The organism is Nocardia sp. NPDC050378 (assembly GCF_040655675.1).
Taxonomy (GTDB): Bacteria; Actinomycetota; Actinomycetes; order Mycobacteriales; family Mycobacteriaceae; genus Nocardia; species Nocardia coubleae.
The window spans coordinates 1-23,971 of the sequence record NZ_JBFAKI010000025.1 but is presented as its reverse complement, the minus strand read 5'-3'; the positions used below and the strand labels follow the sequence as shown (position 1 = coordinate 23,971).

22 protein-coding genes and 4 pseudogenes are annotated in these 23,971 nt (G+C 63.2%); 6 read left to right on the top strand and 20 right to left on the bottom strand.

From position 1 onward, the window contains the following. The first annotated feature begins 297 nt into the window (after positions 1–297). Both AB0I35_RS30805 and AB0I35_RS30800 read left to right on the top strand, forming a co-directional pair. A complete protein-coding gene (locus tag AB0I35_RS30805; protein ID WP_357399829.1) occupies positions 298–648 on the top strand; it encodes an Lsr2 family protein in 351 nt (116 codons plus the stop codon). A gap of 683 nt (positions 649–1,331) precedes the next feature. Then, positions 1,332–1,485, top strand: a pseudogene (locus AB0I35_RS30800) (ATP-binding protein); the annotation flags it as partial. Positions 1,486–1,758: 273 nt separating this feature from the next. On the opposite strand, the gene AB0I35_RS30795 reads toward AB0I35_RS30800, so the two are convergent. The 6 genes from AB0I35_RS30795 to AB0I35_RS30770 all read right to left on the bottom strand — a co-directional run bounded on the left by AB0I35_RS30795 (position 1,759) and on the right by AB0I35_RS30770 (position 6,702). Next, a complete protein-coding gene (locus tag AB0I35_RS30795; RefSeq protein WP_357399828.1) occupies positions 1,759–2,274 on the bottom strand; it encodes a VOC family protein in 516 nt (171 codons plus the stop codon). Between the two features lie 602 nt (positions 2,275–2,876). After that, a complete protein-coding gene (locus tag AB0I35_RS30790) occupies positions 2,877–3,368 on the bottom strand; it encodes a GNAT family N-acetyltransferase (protein WP_357399827.1) in 492 nt (163 codons plus the stop codon). Between the two features lie 285 nt (positions 3,369–3,653). After that, a complete protein-coding gene (locus AB0I35_RS30785; RefSeq protein WP_357399826.1) occupies positions 3,654–4,205 on the bottom strand; it encodes a nicotinamidase in 552 nt (183 codons plus the stop codon). Positions 4,206–4,420: 215 nt separating this feature from the next. Then, on the bottom strand, positions 4,421–4,618 hold the full coding sequence (locus AB0I35_RS30780; protein ID WP_357399825.1) for a DUF1918 domain-containing protein: 198 nt from the start codon (positions 4,616–4,618) through the stop codon (positions 4,421–4,423). 302 nt (positions 4,619–4,920) lie between these two features. Further along, positions 4,921–6,183 (bottom strand): serine hydrolase, encoded by a 1,263-nt coding sequence (locus tag AB0I35_RS30775; protein WP_357399824.1) that lies wholly within the window; start codon positions 6,181–6,183, stop codon positions 4,921–4,923. 363 nt (positions 6,184–6,546) lie between these two features. After that, a complete protein-coding gene (locus AB0I35_RS30770) occupies positions 6,547–6,702 on the bottom strand; it encodes a hypothetical protein (RefSeq protein ID WP_357399823.1) in 156 nt (51 codons plus the stop codon). Positions 6,703–7,838: 1,136 nt separating this feature from the next. Between AB0I35_RS30770 and AB0I35_RS30765 the strand changes: the two genes are divergently transcribed. After that, positions 7,839–9,119 carry a hypothetical protein gene (locus tag AB0I35_RS30765; protein ID WP_357399822.1) on the top strand — a complete coding sequence of 427 codons (1,281 nt, stop codon included), beginning with the start codon at positions 7,839–7,841 and terminating at the stop codon, positions 9,117–9,119. Positions 9,120–9,232: 113 nt separating this feature from the next. Here AB0I35_RS30765 and AB0I35_RS30760 read toward each other — a convergent pair. From AB0I35_RS30760 to AB0I35_RS30740, 5 genes and pseudogenes are all read right to left on the bottom strand, one after another. Next, a pseudogene (locus tag AB0I35_RS30760) lies at positions 9,233–9,466 on the bottom strand (GFA family protein); the annotation flags it as partial. Positions 9,467–9,804: 338 nt separating this feature from the next. Beyond that, on the bottom strand, positions 9,805–10,140 hold the full coding sequence (locus AB0I35_RS30755) for a hypothetical protein (RefSeq protein ID WP_357399821.1): 336 nt from the start codon (positions 10,138–10,140) through the stop codon (positions 9,805–9,807). Positions 10,141–10,624: 484 nt separating this feature from the next. Further along, a complete protein-coding gene (locus tag AB0I35_RS30750) occupies positions 10,625–11,341 on the bottom strand; it encodes a hypothetical protein (protein WP_357399820.1) in 717 nt (238 codons plus the stop codon). Continuing rightward, positions 11,338–11,631, bottom strand: a complete 294-nt coding sequence (locus AB0I35_RS30745; RefSeq protein WP_357399819.1) for a hypothetical protein — start codon at positions 11,629–11,631, stop codon at positions 11,338–11,340. Before AB0I35_RS30745 ends, AB0I35_RS30750 begins: the two co-directional genes overlap by 4 nt. Before the next feature lie 47 nt (positions 11,632–11,678). Beyond that, a pseudogene (locus AB0I35_RS30740) lies at positions 11,679–12,495 on the bottom strand (Tn3 family transposase); the annotation flags it as partial. Positions 12,496–12,690: 195 nt separating this feature from the next. On the opposite strand from AB0I35_RS30740, the gene AB0I35_RS30735 reads away from it, so the two are divergent. Both AB0I35_RS30735 and AB0I35_RS30730 read left to right on the top strand, forming a co-directional pair. Next, the gene (locus AB0I35_RS30735) at positions 12,691–13,827 is read left to right on the top strand and encodes a cytochrome P450 (RefSeq protein WP_357399818.1); all 1,137 of its coding nucleotides are present in this window, start codon (positions 12,691–12,693) and stop codon (positions 13,825–13,827) included. A gap of 557 nt (positions 13,828–14,384) precedes the next feature. Beyond that, on the top strand, positions 14,385–14,678 hold the full coding sequence (locus tag AB0I35_RS30730) for a hypothetical protein (protein WP_357399817.1): 294 nt from the start codon (positions 14,385–14,387) through the stop codon (positions 14,676–14,678). A 396-nt stretch (positions 14,679–15,074) separates the two neighbouring features. On the opposite strand, the gene AB0I35_RS30725 is transcribed toward AB0I35_RS30730, so the two are convergent. From AB0I35_RS30725 to AB0I35_RS30690, 8 genes and pseudogenes are all read right to left on the bottom strand, one after another. Continuing rightward, a complete protein-coding gene (locus AB0I35_RS30725) occupies positions 15,075–15,917 on the bottom strand; it encodes a hypothetical protein (protein WP_357399816.1) in 843 nt (280 codons plus the stop codon). Positions 15,918–15,946: 29 nt separating this feature from the next. Then, complete coding sequence (locus AB0I35_RS30720) at positions 15,947–16,639, bottom strand: hypothetical protein (protein ID WP_357399815.1); 693 nt, start codon at positions 16,637–16,639, stop codon at positions 15,947–15,949. A 42-nt stretch (positions 16,640–16,681) separates the two neighbouring features. Further along, the gene (locus AB0I35_RS30715) at positions 16,682–17,563 is read right to left on the bottom strand and encodes a hypothetical protein (protein WP_357399814.1); all 882 of its coding nucleotides are present in this window, start codon (positions 17,561–17,563) and stop codon (positions 16,682–16,684) included. 510 nt (positions 17,564–18,073) lie between these two features. Beyond that, positions 18,074–18,355, bottom strand: coding sequence for a hypothetical protein (locus tag AB0I35_RS30710; RefSeq protein WP_357399813.1), 282 nt, complete (start codon positions 18,353–18,355; stop codon positions 18,074–18,076). Positions 18,356–18,486: 131 nt separating this feature from the next. Then, positions 18,487–18,864, bottom strand: a complete 378-nt coding sequence (locus AB0I35_RS30705) for a GFA family protein (protein WP_357399812.1) — start codon at positions 18,862–18,864, stop codon at positions 18,487–18,489. Between the two features lie 123 nt (positions 18,865–18,987). Beyond that, positions 18,988–19,458, bottom strand: a complete 471-nt coding sequence (locus tag AB0I35_RS30700) for a hypothetical protein (RefSeq protein ID WP_357399811.1) — start codon at positions 19,456–19,458, stop codon at positions 18,988–18,990. Positions 19,459–20,847: 1,389 nt separating this feature from the next. Continuing rightward, positions 20,848–21,228 (bottom strand): annotated as a pseudogene (locus AB0I35_RS30695) (helix-turn-helix domain-containing protein); the annotation flags it as partial. A gap of 652 nt (positions 21,229–21,880) precedes the next feature. Continuing rightward, positions 21,881–22,291 carry a hypothetical protein gene (locus AB0I35_RS30690; protein WP_357399810.1) on the bottom strand — a complete coding sequence of 137 codons (411 nt, stop codon included), beginning with the start codon at positions 22,289–22,291 and terminating at the stop codon, positions 21,881–21,883. A 214-nt stretch (positions 22,292–22,505) separates the two neighbouring features. On the opposite strand from AB0I35_RS30690, the gene AB0I35_RS30685 reads away from it, so the two are divergent. Continuing rightward, positions 22,506–23,132, top strand: a complete 627-nt coding sequence (locus AB0I35_RS30685) for a hypothetical protein (RefSeq protein ID WP_357399809.1) — start codon at positions 22,506–22,508, stop codon at positions 23,130–23,132. Positions 23,133–23,332: 200 nt separating this feature from the next. Here AB0I35_RS30685 and AB0I35_RS30680 read toward each other — a convergent pair whose 3' ends face one another. Continuing rightward, complete coding sequence (locus AB0I35_RS30680) at positions 23,333–23,602, bottom strand: hypothetical protein (RefSeq protein WP_357399808.1); 270 nt, start codon at positions 23,600–23,602, stop codon at positions 23,333–23,335. Positions 23,603–23,971 lie beyond the last annotated feature (369 nt).

The following is a 23,971-nucleotide window of genomic DNA, read 5'->3' as shown; positions in this document are numbered from 1 at the left end:
CTGGACCCTGCCAGCATGGCGTGGACACGACCCAGGGCGCGCTGGGGAGCCAGGCGCAACGGGCGGCCGATCTGACTCGCCGCGAGGACGGCCACGGGCTCGCACCCCGACAGCGCACCGACTCACTCGCTACCTGGACACATCAGCGCGCCCCATCCTGAGCAGATAACCCGTGATATGGACTCACCTGCCCATGGCAGCAGCAGCCCGCCCGCCGGTTTCGCCCTGAACCGGAAGGGCAATTACGCTCGCCAGCGACCGTGAACCACAGACACAGAGCGAACAGGACACACATACATGGCGCGCAAAGTTGTTGTCACACTGATCGACGACTCCGACGGCACCTCAATTGCTGAGGAAACGGTCACCTTCGAAATCGACGGCACCGCGTACGAAATCGACTTGTCCGCCGACAACGCGGCCACACTGCGCGCAACGTTCGACCAGTGGCTTCCCTACGCACGCCGCACCGGCCGAATCAAGGCATCCGTGCGCCGATCTGAGGCGAAGGCTTCAGCAGGGGCACCGCTACGCCGCAACGACCTCAATGCAATACGGACTTGGGCCAACAACAACGGACTCTCTGTGTCCGCACGAGGCAGGATCGCCGCCGACGTCATCGCAGCCTACGACAAGGCATCCGCCTGAGCCTCACAACTACCAACCATCGACATACTCCACCAACCACAGGGTCGAAGTCTGTGAACTACTGAGATCACCGCCCCGGGCGCGCCGGGGTCATATTTCCGGCGCGCCTGCGCTCGGTCGCCCACGAGCGCGCCGAGTCGGTCACGACCACGGCCGCCGCCGTGCCGCGCTCACGCAATGGCCGAACAAAAGGAAGGCGCTCTGGTCGGGCGAGCCCAACCGGAACGGAAACATCAGCGCTGCGGGCCTGCAGGTGCGCAAGGCCACGTGGAAAAAGGCACGCGAACTCGCGCGGATCGCCACCACCAAGATCACCGAGGCCGAAGTCCGCAGGCCAGCGGCCTGCTGGACGCCGGACGCGCCCTTCCCCAGGCGATCGCCGAACTGGGCTGAACATCACCCCCGAGGGGTGGTCGGCCCGCGTCAAGAAATGGCGGCGCGGACACGGCCTCGAACCTTCGTGGTCACGCCCGGCCCTCACCGACGCCCAGGCGCTCGAGGCGATCGATCGCGTCAACGCTGGCGAACGGGTCCGCGACGTGGCCAGCGCCCTCGGCGTCAGCTACAACACGCTGCTCACCCACGCGCGCCGAGTGCGCCCCGAACCCAGCCCCAAGGAGTCAACACGCGGATTCTCTTGGTGGACACGCGGAGACCGGCAACGGCCGAGCTGAGCGATGACGAACTCCGTCGCGATCGACTCCAACAACAGCTACTGCGGTTGGGCCAGGACCTTCACCGATCCACGCCTCTGCGGCGATCGTCGACCGCCTCACCTTCAGTGGCCACATCATCGAGACCGGCACCGATTCCTACCGTCTGGCCAGCACCCGAGCCAAGCAAACTAACCATCCGACGGCGACACCACCCGACGCGAGCCTTGCTGGGTGGTGTTCATTTTCGTGCACATCTTCAGCCCGCGATCCTGGCAGTGGTGCCGAGATTCGCGACCAAACGACGTCCGAATTCACGACCAAAGCCAACCAGCTGTGCACTGGGTGCGGGTTGACCGCGCCGTATCTCGAAGTACCGTGGCGTCCCAGCAGATACGCCGTCGCGACGCCTACGAGACCCGCGCCGACGATCAGCACCGGAGTGAGTTCGGACCGGTCAGGGTCGGCGCACCAGATCCGCGAGCGGCTCGCCTGCGGCGAAACGGACCACCAGTTCATCGGCATCGAAGTCGACCCCGATGGGGTTGGTGTCGAAGGCGCCGGACTCGAAGAACTCGTTCAGTTCCGCATCAGTGCTGAAGTTGTCGATCTGCAACTCTATGTGGTTCCCATCGGGGTCCTCGTAGTACATCGAGGTAGTTGGACCGTGGTTGATCGTCCAAAACGGCTGGACGCCGACAGCTTTCAACCGCTCGTAAGTGCCAAGCAGATCACCGAGCGAGTCGTAGGTGAAGGCGACGTGATGCAGACCCGAATGCGCGTCGGTGGGCCGCTGGGACGCACCGGTCGCCAGGAATGCGACGCGATGATGCTCCTCGTCGTAGGTGATGAACGCCAACATGTCGTTGCTGAACACCAGGCGACCCTCGAGGACCTGCATGTACCAGTCGACCATTTCCGGAAGCTGACCGGTGCGAAGGACGACATGAGCAAGTTTTGCCGGTGATGCCATAAGCGAACTCTCCTTGAGCCGAGCACATCTCGTGAATGGGATTAAGAGAAAGCTAGGCGCAGATGCCACCGAGCGCAGCCCAGAAGGTACGGTGCGATCAGTTCCCACCGGCGCGCTGTCTCCAGTATCCGTTGACGCGAGGCTCGCGATGCCGACCCCGGGTTCGACGAAGACCGAACCGCCCAGGCTGCCTCAGGCTAGGACTGTGGGGACGACGCGACATCGGGGTAGCGCAGCGACAGCCGCACAGGCTCACCCCCACGCGTGTGGGGACCACCTCGCCGACTTCGGGAAGACCACGCTGGACACGGGCTCACCCCCGCGCGTATGGGGACGACTTCCAGGCGTTTTTCAGCCCCACGTTGACGACGGGCTCACCCTCACGCGTGTGGGGACGACGTGTCGGGGTTGGTCATTGGGTGTTCCGTCCTGGGCTCACCCCCACGCTTCCCTGTCAAGTACGTCTGTTCAAGCAATGTGGTTCTCACCGCTACGATCGAGTGCGCCGCCAGCTGTCCTGCACATGATGATGGCCGAGCATCGACAGGGTTTACCGCACACGGCACAGAAGCCCCGGTAGTCGACGACCTCGGACCTGTAGTTCAAGACCACTCCAAGCTTGCGAAGCCGTTGCGGGTTAACATCCCGCCGGACTCCTGACCGGTTCCAGAAACCCACGACACCGCGTATGTGATGCGGCAGTGCTTCTGTCGAAGGAACTTCAGCCCGGCTTTCACACTCCGGTCACCGATTCCTTGTCCGCGCACAGCCGGATCGACCACGACCGCCTGCAACCAGCCGACGGGCTCAGCCGCCGGGAAGGTCTCGGAAGACTCCAGCGCTGAGAGCGTCCTGGTCAGCTGGGCTTGGACTGTCTCCTGGGCTACAGCGACGATGCAGAGACCGACCAGCCCTGTCGACCCGTGGGCGATGAATATGGCTGAGCTGTCGTCGACGGCGATAGAACGCAGCTCCTTCTCGGATATGTAGCCACTGCCGCAGGCTGCCCTGAGAAGGTCGTTGCCCGGCACAACCCACCATGGACGATCGACTGTTGCTCGCTCGATCTGCATCCTTCTCTCCACGTCTACCACTCAAAGGCGCACTATTGCAGACGGGTGGTCGGCCGGGTCATTGTCCCGTACCTGATGTCCAGCGGACTACCTCGGTATCGAGCGGGGGGCCACTGTGCCGCAATGGATCTGGCACGGCGGCGCCACGCAGCGGATCAGGTCTGAAAGAGGTTCGACGAGTTCTCGCCGCAACGCCGTGCCCTGACTCGTCCTAGGCGAGCCGCTTTGAACAGGTGGTCTCAGGAATTCCTTACGCGGCCGGTCGGCGGGCGCTGGTCCGCGCACCGATGGTCAGTGCTCGGTCTTTCAGGTGGCCTCCACGCCCGCCCCACGGAGTTGGGCTAGGGCCCGATCTATACTGGCGGGAGAGACACCGGCGGACAGGTCTACAAGCACCCGGGTGTCGAACCCCGCGGTGCGGGCGTCCATGGCGGTCGCGCGAACACAGTGATCGGTGGCGATGCCGCACACATCGACGGTGTCGATGCCTTTGGCGCGCAACCAGTCTGCGAGGAACGTGCCGTCGGCGGCGGCGCCCTCGAAACCAGAGTATGCGGCAGTGTAGGCACCCTTGAAGAAGACCTCGTCAATCGGTGCGGTGTCCAGGTTCGGGTGGAACTCACTGCCCGAGGTGTCGGCCCGGCAGTGCGGCGGCCATGTGTCGATGAAGTCGGGGTTGTCGGAGAAATGTGGCCCGGGGTCGATGTGGTAGTCACGAGTCGCGGTGATCGCGGCATAGTCGCTGTCGCGCAGGTACTCGCTGATCTTTTCGGCCACCGCTGCCCCGCCGGAGACGGCGACCGCACCGCCTTCGCAAAAGTCGTTCTGAACGTCGACGATGATCAGAGCCTTGCTCATGGATGCTCCCTGACATTCGGTCGCACGATAGTTTCGGGCTGTCGGTGATCGACTCGCAAACAGTGGTCGTACGGAAGCGACTACCAAAGACCAGAGTGCGGTAGTCACGTTGCCGCACCAGCGCGCAGACCCGGTAACCCGGTGTCATCCATCTCGTGGCCCCGACAGCGTTCCGCAACGCGCCGACTCCAGAGTGGCTACACGGAAGCCGTTGACTACTCCGCAGATTCACCTGGTACGACGGTGGCGTCCGGGCCAGGGTTGACAAGGGTCTCGTGTCCGTCGGTGAAGCGCACCACATACGGCGGCTGCCCGTCAGAACCGCGTACTTCGATGATCTCGCCGGATTGATCACGTGCATTTGCAGAGGATGATCTACCGAGGAAGATCTGGTCACCTATCGTCGCGTACATCAGCCGCTCCTGTCTGTCGATGAAACATCATTCGTACTGTTGGGGTAGGCACATCGTGTTAGTGGCGCTCTGGCTACGGGTGAGGGGAACGCGGACGGTGACGGCCGGTGTAGCCACGACTTCGGCGCTCGGCGCTAAGGCCCTTACGGCGGCGAGAACATCCTCGAACCGGGGCGCGGTCGCGGGCGTCGCGAGACCGCGCGGCGCTGGCGGCGGTCCAGCAGGACCGCTGCCAGCGGCTTTCAGGTGCACCGGCATTACGGTCACCAACCGGACGGGCGGAGACTACCGAGGTGACGGACTCAACGGCCGGCTACCCCGGCGGGGATCTGCGCGACCGATTGGGAAAGATAGGCGTCGATCGCTTCGAAAACCGCCAATGCGGAGAAGCCTTTCCACCCGCCTTTCCAAGCTTCCTCCGGCAACGCCCAACTGGAGAGCTTCACCCCGACCGTCTTGGTGTCCTTGTTGATGTAGAGCATCTGGCCATGGATACCGATGCCGACGACCACATTACGATCCGCCGAGGGCGACCAGAACATGTTGTGGAACTTGCCATCTACCATCTCCAGATCCTTATAGCGGGGACCGTCCTTGAAAGCCTGCGCGTCCCCGCCCGCGAAGAGGTCCTTGGCCCAACTCTCTGACACCACGCGATCGCCGCGAACCGATCTACCCAGGCCGCAGATCATGGCCCCGAACCGGGCCAGATCACGCAGAGTGGCGCAGATGCCGCCGTCAAAGGACGCGGTGCCCTCTTCATCGACGGTGATGTAGGCATCGTCCTGTGCGCCCAGCTTCGACCACAGCAGCTCCGAAGCTATCTCCGCGAAGGGTGTGTCCGTGCCGTGAGACTTTTCGTAGGCGGCCTCGCAGACCCAGCCGATCACACTGGTTTCGCAACTGCGGTACTCGAAGCTGCCTGGTTTCCGCTTCGGGTCCGTGGCCAGCGTCATGTTTCTGAGGAACTGTTTGACCGTTGTCGGTGACGTAGGGGTGGGCAGTGGCGCCCACCCGGACGCGCCGTCCATCTCACGCACTTCGGAGGTGGGATCGAGGTAGCCCTCGGAGAATTTGATGAGACTACGCATATCGAGCACTGTCTGGACTTTGGCGCCCTTGTAACCGGAGTTCGCCGCACCCAGGTCCGGCACATACTCGTCGACCGCCTTGTCGGGCTCGATCGTGTGTTCGCCGGAGGTCGTTTTCTCTTCCATCAGGATCCCGGCCACAGTCGCGGTCAGTGTCTTGGTCACCGACATCAGCAGATGTTTCGTCTCCGCTGTCATCCCGGGATACTCCTCGATGACCACCTTGTTGTCACGCAGCACGATCCAGCCGTCGGTATCGGTGGCTGGGATGATCTCGCTCACCGAGCAGCGCTCGCCGTTCTTGAGCGTCACTTCCAGAGCGCGGATCTCGTCACGGTCCACCCCGTCCGCATCCGGCAGCGTCGCGGTGTCGTCGTCATCGTGGATCCGAGGAATGGGCACAGTTCTGAGAAATTTGTCCACATTCTGGAACGACCAGGTCGCCACAGATTTATCCCAGTTCTTCTTGGTCACGTCCATACAGGGGGTGGGGGGAAGTTCGGGAACATTCCTCGGCATTGGATCTCCCTTCGAGTAGGAGGATTCTCAGCCCAAGCCTGTGAGCAGAATCCTCGAGAAGACGGTGTCGCAGTGCAGGCCGACCGCAGATCGTGACCGGCGCGGTAACAGTTCTCGAAGCGTCGCGCTCACCAATTTTCGGCCGCGCCGAAGGTGCACGAGCATGATCACCTCCGTGAGTGACTCGACCCACGAGGTGAACGGATCGTCAGCGCAAACGGTTCACACCGGCCCCTCTGTGACCACCACGAATCTCCTCAGATCCGTGACTGAACAGGCCCGATGCGGGAAGTCGTCAGGGAAACCTGGTGGATCTGTTCAAGACTCTTCCTCGGGCGACCTGATCGGGTCGTTGATACCCACCATCTTCTCGCCGTCGGGGAATGCCGCCTCGACTTCGAGGTTCCGCTTCGTCTCAGCGCTTGTCTTCGAATCTTCTTCCAGCGGTTCACGATCTTCGGGGGACGTGCTCATAGCCTCGGTCTCCTATCGGATGTGATATTCGCTTCGGTCCACTCTTCACGGGGCGCAATGTTGATCGCCGCGCAACCTTCCTCGCAGGTGGCGACTGTTCACGCTCTCTGCTACTACCTGTACGCGACTATCCCGATTCCAGGCATGATCGCGGTCGTGCGGTTGATCCCAACAACCCCACAACTGCCACATATGCCCAACCGCGCCGACCACGCCTGGAAGGCATCATCTATGCCAACGACACGACACTTCAGACTTACCCGTCTAGGGAGATGGAATTCGATGTTGAGGCTGTAGCCAAATTGCTGCGGCTCCAAACACCCTCTCACTACGGTCACTCCCTCCGCCACAAATTTGCCGAAAACCGACACACTGACTGTTTGCGCAAGGATCACCATTCCTCGGTCCGGCTCTGCGCGCGTGACACCTGCGGGTATCCGGATCCAGCCGGTCTTGCCTCGACGTTGACTACGGTCCACGCATCACCGATCGCTGCGGCGACGTCGCAGGCAGCGACAAAGCTCCGCAGCTTCCGCAACCTCGATGAAGACCGGGGAAGGTGCCCGTGCCCGACCGGTTCGCCGCCTGGATCGGTCCGCTCGGAACCGAAGTGAGGCAGATCGACCCACGACATCGCCGCGGCCAGCAAAACACTTTGGCAGTGGAGACAAGAACACAATCCATTCCCGCCCCCGCGTACGGGTACGTACTCGTGATGTCCGGCAGCTGATTCAACATCCCGACCAAACATTCACTTACACACCGCTATCCGATCCACGAAGTGATTGGCGGACAACGGGTTCGCGCAGGCCGTGAGGTCCGGCGGTTCCTGAACAGCCAGCCCGCGAGTTGTCACGTCCCGAATGTGATTGCCGGGCAGGGGAAGTAGCCTGGCAATACGCTGGCGAAACTGGCCTCGACTATCTTGAGCCCGGAATGCCCTGCGCCGACAAGGTTTTCATCCGGATGCGGTGCCAGCCCACCACCTAGCCGCTGCCACGCCGGACGATCCGTACCAGCCGCTGTCCTTCGTCCTCGTCGAGTTCTCGAACCCGTACTCGTCCCACCGTCCGACACGCCGAGCTGATGTCACAACGCGGTAGAAGTTGCTGGTCACAGCCCTAGCATCTGTGCCCATGCCAATCGAGAACCCGTACAAAGACGCATCCGCCGATCAAAATTTCTGGTTCAAGGGCTCGCTACATGCCCACAGCACAGTGGCAGAAATGTATCCGGGCTCCACGCACCATGAAGAGGATACGCCGCGCCCGCCCGAGGAAGTCTTGGCCGACTATAAAGAGGCTGGGTACGAATTCGTTGTCTTTTCCGAGCAGAACGACTACACCACCCAGCAGGATATCAATGATCTCAATCTCGACGCCCACGGGGTCACTGTCATTCCCGGCGTGGAGCTCGATGGCGTCCGCGTCAAAACCGACCAGCACCTCGGTCATATCAACCCGTCCGGTGACCCCCGCTACCAGGCACCGGACCCGAGTACCGGTCTTTTCACCCTCGATCAGATCATCGATCGCGCCCGAAAGGACCCCGAACGCAACGACGCCACCCCGGGCAAGCCACACCAGCTGATCACACAGCTGCACCCCCAGTTTCCCCGGGAGGTCGACGGCCGCGAGAAGAACATTCTGGACAGCAAGAACATCGACGCGCTCGAGATCGTGAACAGTTGGTGGATGCAGCGTCCGCATGCTTTCGAGGATTCCGCCGGGAAGTACAGTCCGTTCGCGTTCCACCTCTGGGACCGCCTGCTCAAGCCGGTCGACCGGGATGACGAAGGCAAGTTGGTGCCGGGTACACGGGTGTGGGGTGTGGCGGGCTGCTGCAGTGTCGCCGAGCGTGACGTGGGCGTGTCCTGGATCAAGGTCTGGTTGGACCAGGACAAGCAGGTCGAGCCGAAGCCGGATGTGAATGATCTGATGCGCGCCATCAGCAATGGTGCGTTCTACTTCTCCGCCGTCTCCGACCCCAGGGATGCGAACAAGCCAGCCGGTCCGGAGAACCCGAAGAACGAGCTGCGTCGCCCGGCTGCCAAGGGCGTGACGATCTATGACGTCACCGTCGAGGCAGACGGGAAAAGGGTGCGAATCGACACCGACGCCGAAATCGTCTACGCGATCGTGGGCGGCAGCCCCCGCCTGACTATCGAACCTGATCAGAAGACGCCTACCAACTCCACGCCAGGGCAGTCTCGAAGCTTCACCACCACATTCCCACTTCCAGACCCCGACCCGAAGCACAACTTCCTCGATCCCACCTACATCCGCTTCGAATGCGTCGGTCGAGGCCCCGGATGGAAAAGTATCGGCGAAGAAGACAACTGGGACCAAAGCTACGACTGGGACAACACTCAGAAACTGAACCGTTCCTGGACTCAGCCTCTCTGGATCACCCCCTGACACGACACTGCAGGGCACAGGCGTGGCCGCGCTGCGGAGCCCATCTGATCGAGTCCGGCCGATCGTCGAGCGCTGTCGACGATCGGCCGGGCTTCGAAAACTTGCGGGCTCGTTCAGTCTTGGGCGCCGACGATCGGCAGCCACGGCACGGCGTTGGGGCGGAAGCTCTGCCGCTCGGGCGTCAAATCCGAGTGGTTGTCGAGGCTCATCATGGTGAGGCCGACCAGTTCCGCGTCACCGTCGTCCTGGGCAGCGATCGAGCTTCCACAGTTGCCGCAGAAGCCGCGCTGGGAATCAGGAAATGTGTTGTACCAGGTTGGTTGTCCGCCGGGTCCGGTCCATTCGAATCCTTCGCGGGGGAAATCGACCCACTACATCACCGGGCTGCCGGACAAGCACTGACAGTGGTCACAGCTACATAATTCCCTGTCAAGTGCTTCTGTTCATGCGGATGCCCCCCTGGCCGCATTGAGGGCCCGGGGCGACAGCGTGGGATAACACCGAGGTCCAGTAGGCGTTTGTGGTTGCCCGGACGACCGCACGCCGTATTGTGGCGTGCCAGGGCGGGAGGTTCGGCAGGTGGTCGACGCGAGTGCTCGTGCGCTGCGGCGGGCCGCGGTGGACCGCCTGGCCAGTACGCCGGGGTCCCTGCCTGCTCGTTCACCTCGTGCCGGGGGTCAGCGGATCAGAAGCACCGGTAGTCCCGCGCCAGTTCTGGTATCCGGCACCAGGCCGGGGGCTCTGTCTCGTCAGGGGCGGTGTCGCTCTTGGGAGGAGCAGGTGGTGCCTGGCGGCGGCGGTTCGGGCGGTTGACGTCCTCGCCCGGTGAGGGTTGCTCGGCGAAGTCGGGTTGTTGTGCTGCCAGGTCGAGGTTTGCCGCAGGAGTCGACAGTGGCCGCGTATCGATGGTGCGGACCTGGGCAGTGCCCGATGCTGGTGCGGCCGACAAGGGAACGGCGGTGAGCAGTAATGCCGCGGGGGTGAGCAGACCGGCCATAACAATAGCGGGGGTGCGGTTCATCAGTCGGGAATCCCTTCTTCGAGGAATGAAGCAGACACCATACGGATCGAACTCCGCAATAACGAAGAAGCGGATACCACCCGCTCTCACCACTACACCCACCGGCATCAAATCGTTACCGGCACACCCACGCCCGCCGCCACAAAACAGAATTCACCGTAGTGTAACCTGAGTCGGGTGCCAAAACGCCGATCCCCATAGCGACCCGCTGAACGGAAATAGCAGTTCGCGGATCGTCTTGCCTACTCCTGCGATGGCGTGAACCGCACTCGCGGACATGTTGCCCTGCGTCGCGGCCCGTCTGACTTGTGGTCGAGGTCGATAACTATTGATGACGTGGAGGTGTAGCGCAGCCACCTGGCGGTACACCCGGTTTGCTCACAACGCAGTTCAGAAACGTACGTGCCCGCTTCAAGCTTCGAAGAAGGGACTACAGATGAACCGCACCACCGCTATTGTTCTGGCCGGTCTCCTGACCCCGGCACTATTGGTGCCCACCACATCCCTGCTGGGCCGACCCGCAACCGCGACTGCCCAGGCCCGCACCGTTGATACCGCGCCGGTGCTCACCCGCATAGCAGAACCCGGCCCCGACCAGGCGCCCTCGGGAGACACCAACTCGGAAATCAGCTTTCCGGGTTGGCAAAATCCGTATCAATACTGCTACAAAATACCCAACAACCCGCAGTGTAAAAAACAAAAGGAGCAGTGGGAGAAGGGCCAACAGAAGTAGGGGTCCCGGTACAAACGGCATGGTGGCGTCACGCGCGCCGCGGCGCAGCGAGGCGCGTTCGACCTTGCCCTGGTCGGCGACAGACAAGGCGTCGGGTTCGCCGGGGCGGGGCACGCGGACGCGTTTGACTTTGATGTGCAATTGCGGGCTGCGCTGATACAGCAGGGTGACCGCGGCCAGGGCCTGATTGATCGTGGCAGGGCTGGACTTCTTGGCGCGCAGCAGATGCCGACGCCACGCGGTGACCGCAGCCTCCGCGCCCACGGCATCGGCAAAGGCGTCGGAGTGCTCAGCGGCGCGGGTGTGCAGCCATGCGACGTAGGCGCTGGTCTGGCGGCGGTAGGCGGTGACGGTGTTGGCGGCCAGCTTGCATCGGTCGAGGTAGCGGTGCGCCTGATCGAGGGCGTGGCGCGCGGCCGCCACGATGTCGGCGGGTGGGCTGTGCACCGGGGTGACGGTCGCGTTCACCGGGTGGTGAGCGGTCGCCAGTCGGTGCCGTCGCGGTGCTGCACGCGGATCCCGGCGGCGGTCAGGTCGGACAGGGCGGTGCCCGACAGCTCGGCGATCTCCTCGCCGGGTTCGTCGAGGTCGTCGGGTTCGTAGATACGCCAGTCGCCGGGAGTGTGGTCGCTGTGCTCGATCGTGATCGCGCCGAGCACGGTCAGGTAGTGCCACAGCGTCTGGCTGCCGACCCAGTGCGGGTTCGTGGGCATCGACGGGCGGCTCGACGCGGGCCCGGTGTGAGTGTTGGCGGCCATTTCGGCGTGCTCCCCTTATCCGCTGAGTTCGGTCCCGGGTTCCGAGGTTATCCGCTGAGATAGCAGTGGTCAGAAAAGGTGTCGCGCACGCGTAGCGGCCGGTACCCGGTGGGGCCGAGCTGGGCGAGTTCAGCATCGATGTCGACCTCGATCGCGCCGAAGAAATTGATGTTCTCACTGTGCGCCGGAGAAATGTGGGCAAGTACCTCGTCATCGCTCCGTCGTCCGGTGCGGCGCATCTGTTCGACCGCGAGCCCGTAATACTCAGTTGTCCAGGCGATTACGGCGTTGGTCGCCAGGGTCAGGCACCAGGCTTGTTCGGTCTGGGCCTCGAGGTGACGGCCACGGATCATGCCTTCATGCGCATACAGCAGATCGCGGCGCAGCGCGTGCAGGGATTCGCCCTTGTTGAGCTGGCGGGCGATACGGCGCCGGTAATCCGGATCCGAGAGGTATTTCGCGGCGTAGATGGTGCGCCGCAGCGCGCCGTATTCCTTGAGCGCCGCAGCCAGGGCGTTCTGACGGCCGGACGCGGACAGCTTGCCGCAGGGACGCGGTCGCGTGCCCGAACTTCAATGATCCGGCGAGCCGCAGGAGATCGTCGTAGTGCTCTGCGAGCAACTCCAGGTTCACCTTGCGGGTCAGCAGCGGTCCGGCGCGCGGGAATCGGGCTTCGGCCTCGGCGCGCGGGACCGGCCGGTACAGGGTGATCTTGCCCAGGTCCCGGATCCGCGGGGACAGCTGCAACCCCAGCAAGTCGAACAATCCGAAATTCACGAGCGTGACGCCATGGGTATCTGTCGCGTGCTCGGTGATCGGCAGATCCGTTGCGTTGCCCAGGATCTCGTACAGAACGTAGTGGGCTACGGCCTGATGGTCTGGGGCGCGTGGCCGTCAGACTAGAGCGGTCCGTGCTTGTGTATGGGCGGTCATTGACCAGACGGAATGCTGCCACTGTTTTCCGGACGGGTTGATCGGCTTGTTTGGGGATGTGGATATCGGTTACACAGCCTGTGTCCAGCTGACATGAGGCTCAACCCGCTCGGGAGAGGTCGTGTTATGGGCTACACGCAGATGCGGATGTTCCGGCGCGACCCGTTGCGGTTTGTCGAGGATCTAGCTGGGCGTGCTTCGGGTGGGGTGTTCGCGTTGCCGTGGGGTGGCTGGTGTGTGAGCGATCCGGAGCTGGCGTTGCGGGTTTTACACGACCCCGGTTTCACCGGGGGCGCGGGCGGGCTTTTCGAACGGCTACTGCCTGCCCGGTCGAGTCAGCTCGGTTTCGGTGCCGGGATGCGCACGGTGCTGCGGGAAGGACTTTCCAGCTGTCGGGCTACCGCCGCCGAGGCGGTAGCACAACTGCCCTCGGCCAGCGCCTGGCCTGGTACCGGTGTCGAACTGGTCCACACGTGTCTGGCCGATCAGCTGCTGCACCCGCAAAGCCGCCCGGCCGCCCGGGCAGCCGTCGAGCAGTTCGTCCGGGCCGGTGTCGCCATCCGCCCGCAGCGGGCATGGCAGCGAGCACGAGCCCAGTGGCTGGGCGCCACACTGATCGCCGCGGTCGGTCAAGAGGTGCGCGACCGGTGCCGCAGCGGCCCCGGTGACGGGCCCCCGCGAGATGTGCTCGACGCCGCGATCGTTGAGTACACCGGGCAGGACACCGACCGGGCAGCCGCAGAACTGCTGCTGATGACGCTGCGCTCGACCGTCGCGACCCTCGGCCATTCGGTGGCCTGGACGATGTTGCTGGCAAGCCTCCACCAGCACCACTCACCCTGGCCCTGGTCCTGGCCCAGTAGTTGGGTTGTGCGCGAAGCACTTCGACACCGGCCCGTGGTGTGGATGGTCGGACGGCCCGTCCCGGCCCCCGGTGAGTTCGCCGGCAACTCGTTCACACCCGGTGAGGTGCTCTCGGTGTGTCCTTACCTGCTCCACCACGGACCCGAATGGGGTGACCCGCACACATTCCGCCCCGAACGCTGGAGCGAACCAAGCTCGTGTGGGACCTATCTGCCTTTCAGCTCCGGTCCGCTCGGATGCTCGGGAGCAGCGCTGGCACAACAGATCATCACCGAAGTGGTCACCGCGCTGAGCACCGACATCGGCGCGCGCGTCAGTCACGCCGACACCCGTCCGATCGTGACCAGCGCCGCCACCACCCGCCGCTTCACCATGCACCGCGCCCCCCACAATCCTTGACCGGAGTCAACCGAGCACGCCAAGGAGGTGACAACCATGATTGCTGCCCTGCGAAAGATCTTCGCAAAGAAGCCCCCCGCGAACGCGTGGGAAGAGTACCTTTGGTAACTCCTTGCAATCAGTCCGCACGCCCCAGAACCCGGGGCGTGCGGACCCCTGCAAGTCGAACCTTCCCGATCCTCAAGTTCGGGTTTTTACGTACCAAACGGTTGAGATTCAACAGCCCGCTCGAGTCCTTTCTCCTTAAAGTCGACGCGTCGATCGACACATGCCCGGCATCCGGCATGACAGTGTGCTCCCGTCCCGCCACCTGAGGCGCAGACAGGACTTCCCGGCGCACCGCGCTCCGGGAGCCCCGGACTCGTGGCCCCATCAGCTGCGGAGACCACACACTGGTGCGGTCACGCGACAGGGAGCTGCTGTTCGGAAAACGATGGTCAGGAGTAGATGGCGCAAGTCGGAAACGCTGGGTTACGCGCTCATCGCCGGTGGGGTGACCGACTGCGGTTAGGGTCCGTTTTGTCCTGCTTCACCCCTGAGAACAAGGGAGTTCGACAGTGGCAAACAGTCTTCGCGCAATACTCGTCACCGCCATGGCGGCCGGGGTCGTCCTCGGCCCGGCCGCCACGGTCCTCGCGGCTCCAGGTGCCGAACTCGCCACCCATTCCGACCCTCGAACACAAGGTGAGGACGCCCAGTCCGATTCCAGCAGACACATGGTTCCGAGCGGGGACGACCACCTCGATGCCCCCGATGCCCTCGACGCCCGCCCGCCCGACTCCCAGAAGCGCCAGAAGCGCCAACCGCCGCCGAACTGCACCCCGATTTTAATGACGATCGGGGTGTGCTGAACAGCAGCCGATTACCCCCCGGCGGTGCGCGGTAGGTGGGGGAGGGTACGCCCTCCGCCCTCGCCCACCCGCGCACCGTGAACGCACATATCTTTCTCTTCTTCTGACCCTTCTCAACTCCGAGTTTGGATTTCTGCCTTGCCCCCGTCCTTGGTAATCAAGACCACCCCTGGTCCAAGGAACGCAGAGCGGGAGCTCGCGGCAGGCGCTGGTGAGCCAGCCCTGGATGGTGCCGGGGCTGGCGACGGTGCGCAGGCTGCCGTATTGGCGTTGGAACAGAAACGGCATGGGCTCGGACCAGCTGCGGTCGTTGGTGTCGTAGCGGGTCAGCAGCGGCACCGGCTCCGCCGGGTGACACAGCAGCGCCCGGCGGTTCCGCACACAGGTGCAGCCGCACTAAAATATGTGGCTCTGATAAAAGGGGGACCCCTCGAGTTGATACTCGAGGTCACGGTTCAGATTCGTTTGAAGCAAAACGTAGTGCTTGTCGCCGACCTTGAGGTATTCCTCCTTCAACGGAAAGGTCTGTATCCGTGTTTCGACCATGGCCTTTTTGGGATCCTTTACTCTCCTCTGAGAAACGAATGGCGTGTACTCCTGCTCAGCGACGCCGAGGTAGGTTTTGAATCGTCCCCATTTATCGGCCGTCGTCAAGTTCAGTACTGTGACAATTCTTGTCATCTCGGGAATCGGCGCCCCCTTCCGGACCGAGGCTTGCATCGAGTCCGATAGTTTGAGCATGTCACTGACCGAGTAAGGTTTGACGCCCAGCAACGACCGCAGGCTGTCGTGTGGCGTCTTGAAATAACTGACATCCTTTTCGTATCCATCGCCTGTCAGGACTTGCCTCAAACGCGCATACTGATCATGTTGAAAACTCACGACGTTGTATTTCTTATCGGGTTCCAACTCGTATGGTTCGGCGAAGAGGTTACCCCAAGAATCGAATCTGGATGCCTCCGCGATGCTCCGGGGAAATTGAGACGGAGTGATCTTCTCATACATTCTACGGGTCAATAGCAGTAGTAGCTTGTCAACTATTGCTAGTCGGCGCTTCGTCTCCTTCCGCAAATCCTCCATTTTCGGAAATTCGACGGGTTGCGCGCCGGCGGTGAGAGCGTCGGCAGTGTCCCATCCGCCGGAGCCTGGCAGGAATTTTCCGACGGAGCAGACGGTCGTGGTCGCTACCCCGTGCTTTCCCAGGACTTTCGGTGATTGCCTGGTCACTGGTTGGCTCACAACTACCTCCTCGAGCGATCCGGGTCGGTTCAGCGGGATTCGTAGTACCGGTAATTCGGTGCTTTGTGCAGAGCCGAGAGATTTTCCGGTGTCACATATTTTTTCTCGAGATCCGCCCAGACCTTCTTCTTCAGTCGTTCGGAATCCAGGGTTCCCGAGAATCGCTCGACCGTGTGGGTGATCGACCCCGGCGCCGAACCGGCGCCGGGCGCCGCGCCCGCGTCGATGACGGTGAGGTCGACGAGTCCTTCCACGGTGGCGCCGGCGCCGGGCTTGAGGGTCAGGCTCAGCAGGGTGGTGCAGTACCGCTGCCGCAGAGTGGGCAATGTCGCGGCGGCCAGGGAGCCGACCAGCAGAGTCAATGGCCACGAAACCTCACCGGTGCCGGTGGTGGCGGCCGGTGCGGGCAGCCACAGGTCGGCGAACTTCGCCGCGGTCGACGCGGGAGGTTCCCTCAACTTCTGATCGGAGGACCCCAGCGCGAGAAGGCCCAGGCGGCCGAAGAGGTCGGCCCAAACCTCCGGCGCGTGCGGGTTCTTCTGCAAAGAGGCGCCATCGGCGGCGAAGATCGCACACGTTCGCAACGCGCGCAGCATAGGACTGTCGGTACTGGTCGCACGGTCATAGGCGAGAGTGAGGTATGAGGCTCCCTTACCCGTCGTCTGATACGTGCGGTCCACCGCGACCACACTCGGTTGCGACGTCTTCTGTTTCACGGTCACCGCGACTCCTTCGTAGACAGGGATAACGGACAGTTGATCCGTTCAGGAAGATTTCGCTTCGAACTGTTCGAATTTCGTGGCGGCTTCGGCGATCTTGTCCAGCCGCTCGTCCATCCACTTGTCTATCCTCTTCTTGTCATTGGGGCTGTCCAGGAAGGAGACAGGGAACCTGGTATCGATCCTCGTCGCCTTCGCCTCGACTTTCACATGGTGAGCGGAAGCGCAGTTGGCCTTGACGAGTTTCTTGGTGTTTTCCTGATCGAACATGAAAAGGCTGATCTGCCCCACGAGGAGATCCATATTGGAGGCGATCGGCTCCATGAAGATGCAGGGCGACAAGATGTTCATCCCCAGATAGTCGCCACCAGCCTCTACGTCGACCGAAAGGCTTTTCTGCTGCTGGGTCAGAAAGTTTTTGAACTCGTTCGCGGCAACGAGCTTGTTACCGGCGGTGGCACCGATCAAGGCCTTGACCATCGCGGTCGGGATCTCCACACCCGCCCCCTCGTGTCTGAACGTGTAGACGACGTTGGACCGATACGACAAATATTGCAGCTGCAGAAAAGCCGCCTCCCACACCTCACTTTTGTAGAACGTCTTCCGCCCCTCCGCGTACCCTTTCTCCTTGACCGCTTTCAGTACGTCGTTGCGTATCCTGCTCGACATGATCACCTCATACTTCTGCAGGTAACTCAGGAGCGGTTTGACGTTTTTCTTTTCATCTGCCGGGATGGGTGTCGTGATCCCGAGATCGATTTTCGATTTCTTGATCATCTTGTCGATGTCGGCCGCTTCTTTCGGCTTCGGCGCATACAGCTCAGGGGCCGAGTCGACCTCCTCGAGCGTCGGATAGAACTGCGCCGCCCGGGCCAGAGCCTGCTCCAGTTCGGCACCGGTCAACGCGTTCTCTTCACGAATGGTCATTTTGTTCCTCCGGTCGTTGTCTACTGGCGAGTGGGTGGGCCGGCGTGCACCCGTGAGGCGCGCCGAATCCTTTTCGCTTTCTACGAACCCTCCGCAACGGCGGTCACAGCGAGAACTGAGGAAACAATTCGTTCGTTCGAGACAAGAAACAAAACGCCGGACGGAAAGCCCTGATACGTTCTTTCACCCGGCACCGAACCCCCCGCCGGGCGGTGGCTTTCACCACCACTACCCGGCTACCACCATCCCTGAAGTATCAAACTTTGCTACCGGCGCGTCGTATCGCGACCATCGCGTGTCGCGAACACGACCGGCACATCCCGCCACGGGTTCCCGGCCTGGGGCCGCGACCGGATCCCATCGATGAGCTGCCGTTTATCCCACTTCAGCGACGGCCCGCCTTCTTGCGACGAGGCAGCAACGGCTCCAACCGCGCCCACTGAGCATCGGTCAGATCCGCCCGCCTGATCACCGCTACGCCGGTCACGAGGTCTCCGGTTTTCTTGGTCGTTAAACCGATCTACCGGAGACCTCACTCGTCAGCAGCAACGAGGCCGCGAACTGCGGCCCGCCGGAACCCTGGTAGCTATCGCGGATGGCGTCAGCCGCCGCCGAAATCACCGATTTCGCGAGCCGCGCATACTCCGGAAGCTTCTCGATCGGGGAGATTTCGAAGTCGAGGCCGGCCTGGAGATGTCTGTGGGATGTAGACGTCAGGATCGCTCCTTCTGCTCGCAATCTTTCGAAGCAGACTGTTACGAACGCCTTGGCGGTCGACTCGAACTCGTTCAACGAACTCCTCGGTGGGCGTGAGTACCTTCTGGCCGTGGTTTCGAACAGCTGACCGAAACTGTTACGGAGACGCACCCAGCCACCGTGCTGGTGAATCCGACCGCCCTGGTGATCCGAACTGCTCGCGCGTGTCAGTCCTGTGCGCCGACGATCGGAAGCCACGGGACAGCGTTGGGGCGGAAGCTCTGTCGCTCGGGCACTAAGCCGGTGTGATCATCGAGGCTCATCAGGGTGACGCCGACCAATTCGGCGGTACCGTCGTCCTGGGCGGCCACCGAACTTCCGCAGGCACCGCAGAACCCGCGCTGGGAGTCTGGGAAAGTGTTGTACCAGACCGGTTCTCCGCCCGGCCCGGTCCATTCGAAACCTTCGCGGGGGAAGTCGAGCCACGACATGACGGGGCTACCGGACAGCCGTTGGCAGTGATCACAGCTGCACAAGTGGACGAACGACAGCTGGCCTGACGCCTGATACCGGATGTTGCCGCACAAGCAGCCGCCAGAGCGCATGGTGCACATCCTTTCACGTAGTCGGTGCCGAACCGGGAAATGTCGAATGCCTCGGTAACGGCCGTCAGCGAGATCATTTGGCGCTCTCGGCCGGGGTGCTTCTCGCGTCAGACGTCGTCGATCCTAGTTGTGGTCGCCGCGGTTCCGCGGCGACTTCGCGCACTGATCGTGCGTGTCCCCCGTGGACCCGGGTGAAGGCCGCAGTGGCAGTACCGCCGCGATGTGTTGCGGGTTCGTCGATCCGCCGCGGTTCTGTTGCAGGAGCACAGCGGTGGCGAGCACGATCTGTTCGGCGCGGTGGCGGGATTCCGTTTCGGCCGCGCGGGATTCATTGAGCGCCCTTCTCAGCCGAGTGACCTCACTGCGCAGGCGTTTCTCGGAATCGGGCGGCTGGTTGGTTTCAGCGCGCACTCGTGCGTAGAACTCCTCTTTCAGGTCGGCGTGGCGTTTCTGCAGGGCCATGCGGTGGACGTCGGCCTCGATCGCCAGAGAGACCACGGCGAGACTGCCGTCTGAGAGTTCGGGTTGGCCGGCGAGGAGTCGGTCGATCGCGGCGCGAATGCGGGTTCGCTCGTCGTCGCGCGGCCCGGTCATGCCACGACCTCGGTGCCGGGAAGCGCCTCGGCATCATGAGCGTCGGCGAGATCACGCATTCGTGTTGCGTTGAGGCGCAAACGTTTACCTGCTGGCTCGGGCAGATGGGCTGCTTGGCGGTCGAGTGTGTCGGCGTAGTCGCGTGCCGCGCGGGCATGGCTGTCGGTGCGGACTGCGTTGCCGCAACCGACCTGGCAGGCGAATTGATTGGGGGCCGTGGCGGCGTCATCCGGGGCGGAAGCGAAGTTTACTCGGGGAATGTACTTTTCAACCGGCTGGGATCCCCGTCGATGCCCTCGGCCTCCCACGGCGGACACTATCGCGTCGGATTGTCCTGCGGCCGGATCCCCGGCGTAGCGGTAGATGCAGCGGACCGCGGAGGCGCGGCAGACGGCGCGCAGGTCGAGTATCGGCGGCATATTTTATGCGCCCCCAGCGACCGCCAATGACTGGGCGGCGCAGGTGGCGGCGATCGCCCAGGGAATGTGGTCGGCAGTACGCACCCACCCCCACGCGATCCCCGTTGATCTTGACTCGCCGCAGTTCCGACGTCGCCACCCTCACCCCCGCCGAGGCCCTGTTGCAGGCGCTGTCCCACAGCGGCCGGTCGGGCCGCGACCTGCTCATCGCCTTTCGCACAGTGTCGGGGTACATCTCCGGCTTCGCCCAAGCCGAGCTCACGAGCCCACTATCGGCCACCACCCCCGAGGCTGTCACCGACCGCATCGCAGCCCTGCCTCCCGATCGATTCCCCAAGCTGATCGAAGTCGCAACCGTCGCAGCCGACAGCGACCCACGAGGGGTTTCGCGCCGGTTTGCAACTGATCCTGGCCGGTCTTCGAGCATGAGAGCAGGGACCGGCCAGCCGCTCCACAGCCTCTGCATTGCCGGTTCCGCTCCCCGGGCGAACGACGGCTCCGGCACCGACCGAGGTACCAGCGCTGCGAGCAACGCCTCTAAGCGGTTGGCACAAGAGCTCCGCGACATCCATTGGGCTGTTACTGGCGAAACCTCCCGATTTCGGGTTTCCTTGAGGGGGAAGAGTCGTTGATCGGGCAACAGTCAACAAGGTGCCCGATGTACAAACTGAGTATTTCGCGACGCGCGACCACCAGCTGTGCCTCCTCGGCCTCGGCAGCGGCAAGCAAGCTCGACACAGAGCAGCGCTCAACCGTCACTACGCTGATCGCCCGGAGCGCATGGCCAGGTACGGGTCCGTGCATCGATCAGGGGATCAACAGCCCCGGCCTCGGACGGTGCGGCAACGAGATCTATCGCGAGCACTGTTGGCGATGCCGCGTGCTGGGCGAGACTCGTAGCCAACTCATCGGGTCGGTGCGGCATGCCCAGGCGTAGTCCGAAGCGCACACCGAATCCGAGCCGCTACGCCGGCGGGAACCACAGATCGCACTGGGCGAGCTCACCGGGCTGGTACTCGGTCCGCGACGCCGGGTCCACCGGCTTGAACAATGGCCGCAGTTGCCCGACCCGCTCGAAGAACACGGTCTTGCCGCGCTGCCAGCCGACGCGTTCCATGATCACCGTCGTGGGCATGTCCGGGAACTCCGCCAACACCGCCCGGATCAGCGGTTCGAACTCGTCGACCGCCGAGCCTCGCGGTTTGCGATGGTACTGCGGTGGCTCGTGGGAGCCCAGCGCCTTCTTCACCGTGTTCTTCGAGATCTTCATCCGACGAGCGATCGCGCGAATGGCCATACCTTCAGCGCGATGCAACCGGCGGATCTCCGCCCAGTCCTCCACGTTCAGCACCTCATGATCGTTCACGGGTGGGTCAGCATTCACCCGGAATCAGAGGGTCAGTCTTCAGGCGGAAGCGACAATGCTTTCACAAACGGTGAGCCACAGGTTGGTTCCTCGTCGAGCGAGGCAGGCGTGAAGGTGCCGGTCGGCGGCAACACGTCGATACTTTCGCCCGGGCCGGCATGGCCGTGGCGATTGCGCTGCGGCCGATCACAGCGGTAAACGAAAATACAACGCACTGCCATCGACCGGGACGAACCCGCGCCCTTCGAAGAAGCCCCTCCGGCCCCACCGGTGCGCCGGGTCCGAATCCAAGTCCACCGTCACCGCGACCGCACCCGCCGGCCGGGCGAGCGCGACGAATTCCCGACCAGCACCGCACCGACACCCAGACCTGGATCCCGCACACCTTCAACTGCCTCCCGTGCTGTCCTTACCGCAGACCAGGCCATTTCGACAATCAGGCGTCACCTCGCAGCTGAACAGGACTTCGCACACTACTGAAAATGACTTCGAACATCGACGACCACGGCCGCCGAGCCTGTCGCGACGTCGAACAAACGTGTCGCGAATCCTGGCAGCGAGCGGCTTCGTACCAACCCCTACTATCCGGCGCGGTTGGCGAAGGGCCGCTGGCCGTAGATCGCGACGAAGTCGGCGATCATGACCTTCTCCGTAGCACGTCGTCGGTGGTCCGCCAGCCGACCAACAGCTCGCTGCTGTCGGCCAGCTGCCAGATCATCCGCCCGCCCCAGTGGCCCACCGGCTGACCGGCACCATGTCGGCGGTACTCGTCGAGCCGTTTACGCAGCCCGCGTTTCCCTGACTGTCCACCCGCCGCCTTGCCGATGTAGAGCACAGGCTCGCCCGGCACCCACGCCGCCTGGAGCTCGTCCACCGGCAACGTGGGGTCTCTGCCCTTGAACCATCCAGCAGGACTGACCGACAGAAAGACCGGAGCGGTCTCCGTGGGCCCGACGACTACATACACACCAGGTTCGGCAGGCACGTCCGCCTCCGGCAATTCGGAGAAGCGCACGAACCCACCGAACCCGTCCAGTGCGAAGTTCATGCTGGCAATGATCGTCTACGACAGCTTCCGCATCCCGTCACGCGCGGGCACTGTTCAGAGGTTTGCCACCGGCATCGGCACGGCAGGCGGACCATTGCCCGATAGCTAGGGCTAGCGGGCAACGCCAGGCCGTGTGCGCAAGGCACACGGTTCGCGTCAGCGGTTGAGGATCGCTACGACGATGCTGGACGCCGCGACTATGAGGGGGGTGAGTGTGACCAGCCAGATCCGGGCGGTCTCGATGGAGGTTCGGGTAACGGGTCAGCCAGAAGTCGACCAACTCGGCCTGCTCGGGCCCCTGATGCCGCTTGGTCATCGCCAGGATGTCGGGAAAGGTCAGGCCGAAACTCGACCAATCCCAGTACGCGGAGATGGTCGGGTTGTGCCGGTGCAGGAAGACAAGGTCGGCGACCGACCGCCGCCCGTGCGCGGCCGTGAGGTCGAGCACCTCGAGCAGGTGCGCGCGAAGTCGGTGATGCACAGCGAGATAGGCCTGCGGGTCGCGCCAGCGCAGGTCGGCGTCGAGAACGTCGCGGGCGATCTCGTGCGGCGCGAGCCCCAGCGGGCCGGATTCGATAATCGCGAGCCCACGCAGCTAATCGAAGAGGTCGGCGCAGTCCGGTTCGTCGAGCGCTGCCCGAAAGAGGGCTTCGGTGGTGAACCGGACATGCGCGCATACCTCCAGCGCGGCACGATAGCGTGCGCTCGGCACAGAATCGAGGAAGCGGGCGAGCAACGCGCGCACCGCGTCGGGCGTCGACCAGGCTCATCGGGAAGGCCCCGGCGGTTTGGGTCAACACGTCGACTAATAGCGACAATGCCAGAGGATGGCCATGGGTGAGCGTCATCATGCGGTCGTGTCGAGCCGCGGGCACCTGGGCGATCCTGAGGTAGGCCCGGGCATCCTCGGGTGCGAGGTTGCGTACGGAAACCACGCGCAACAGCTCCCGCCAGCCGGGGTCGTCGGACCAGCGGCCCGCAGGCGGCCGACGAGAAGCGATCACCATCAAGACATTCGTGGACAACGCCGGGAGGAATGTCTCACACAGCCAATCCTCCAGTGGTGCGAGATGTTCGAAGGTGTCGACGAATACCACGGACCGCTGCTGCACAGAAGGCGGCTGTGAAGGCAGCGGGCGAAGGTTCGATGGCACCTCCGTCCACCCGGGTGGTGGTTACGCTCGCGGCTTCTGCCACCTCGTCGAGTTCGGCGAGCAGCGTGGTCTTGCCGACGCCGCCGGGTCCGTAGAGGTACAGAACCGCGAACGGCAACTCGGCCGAGCACCACGGCGTGTTCACCTCGGCAACCATTACGAACCTCCTGCGATCTCGGTGATGGTGCGAGGCTCCGGCAGATGATTGCTCGGTTACCAGTCCATTTCGCTGCTCATGCGCAGCGAGCAGTGCTTGTCTCGGCGCTTGTGGAACGGCGAAGCCGCCAACTGTGGCGAGCCTCCACCCGACGCAAGCAGCCCCATCCCTGCCGTTCCGGGCCTGGAGAACAACGCATTAGTTTCGTGGGTTGGTGCCGTGTTATCGATCCGAGTTGGCTGTGACTTCTCCTGCTATCCATTGGCCCATCATCTGCGCAGTCATTTCGAGTATGTCGCGACGTTGCCGATCGGAGATATCGTTTGCTGACGCACGGACGACGGCGGCGAAGCCGGTGTCGACCATGAG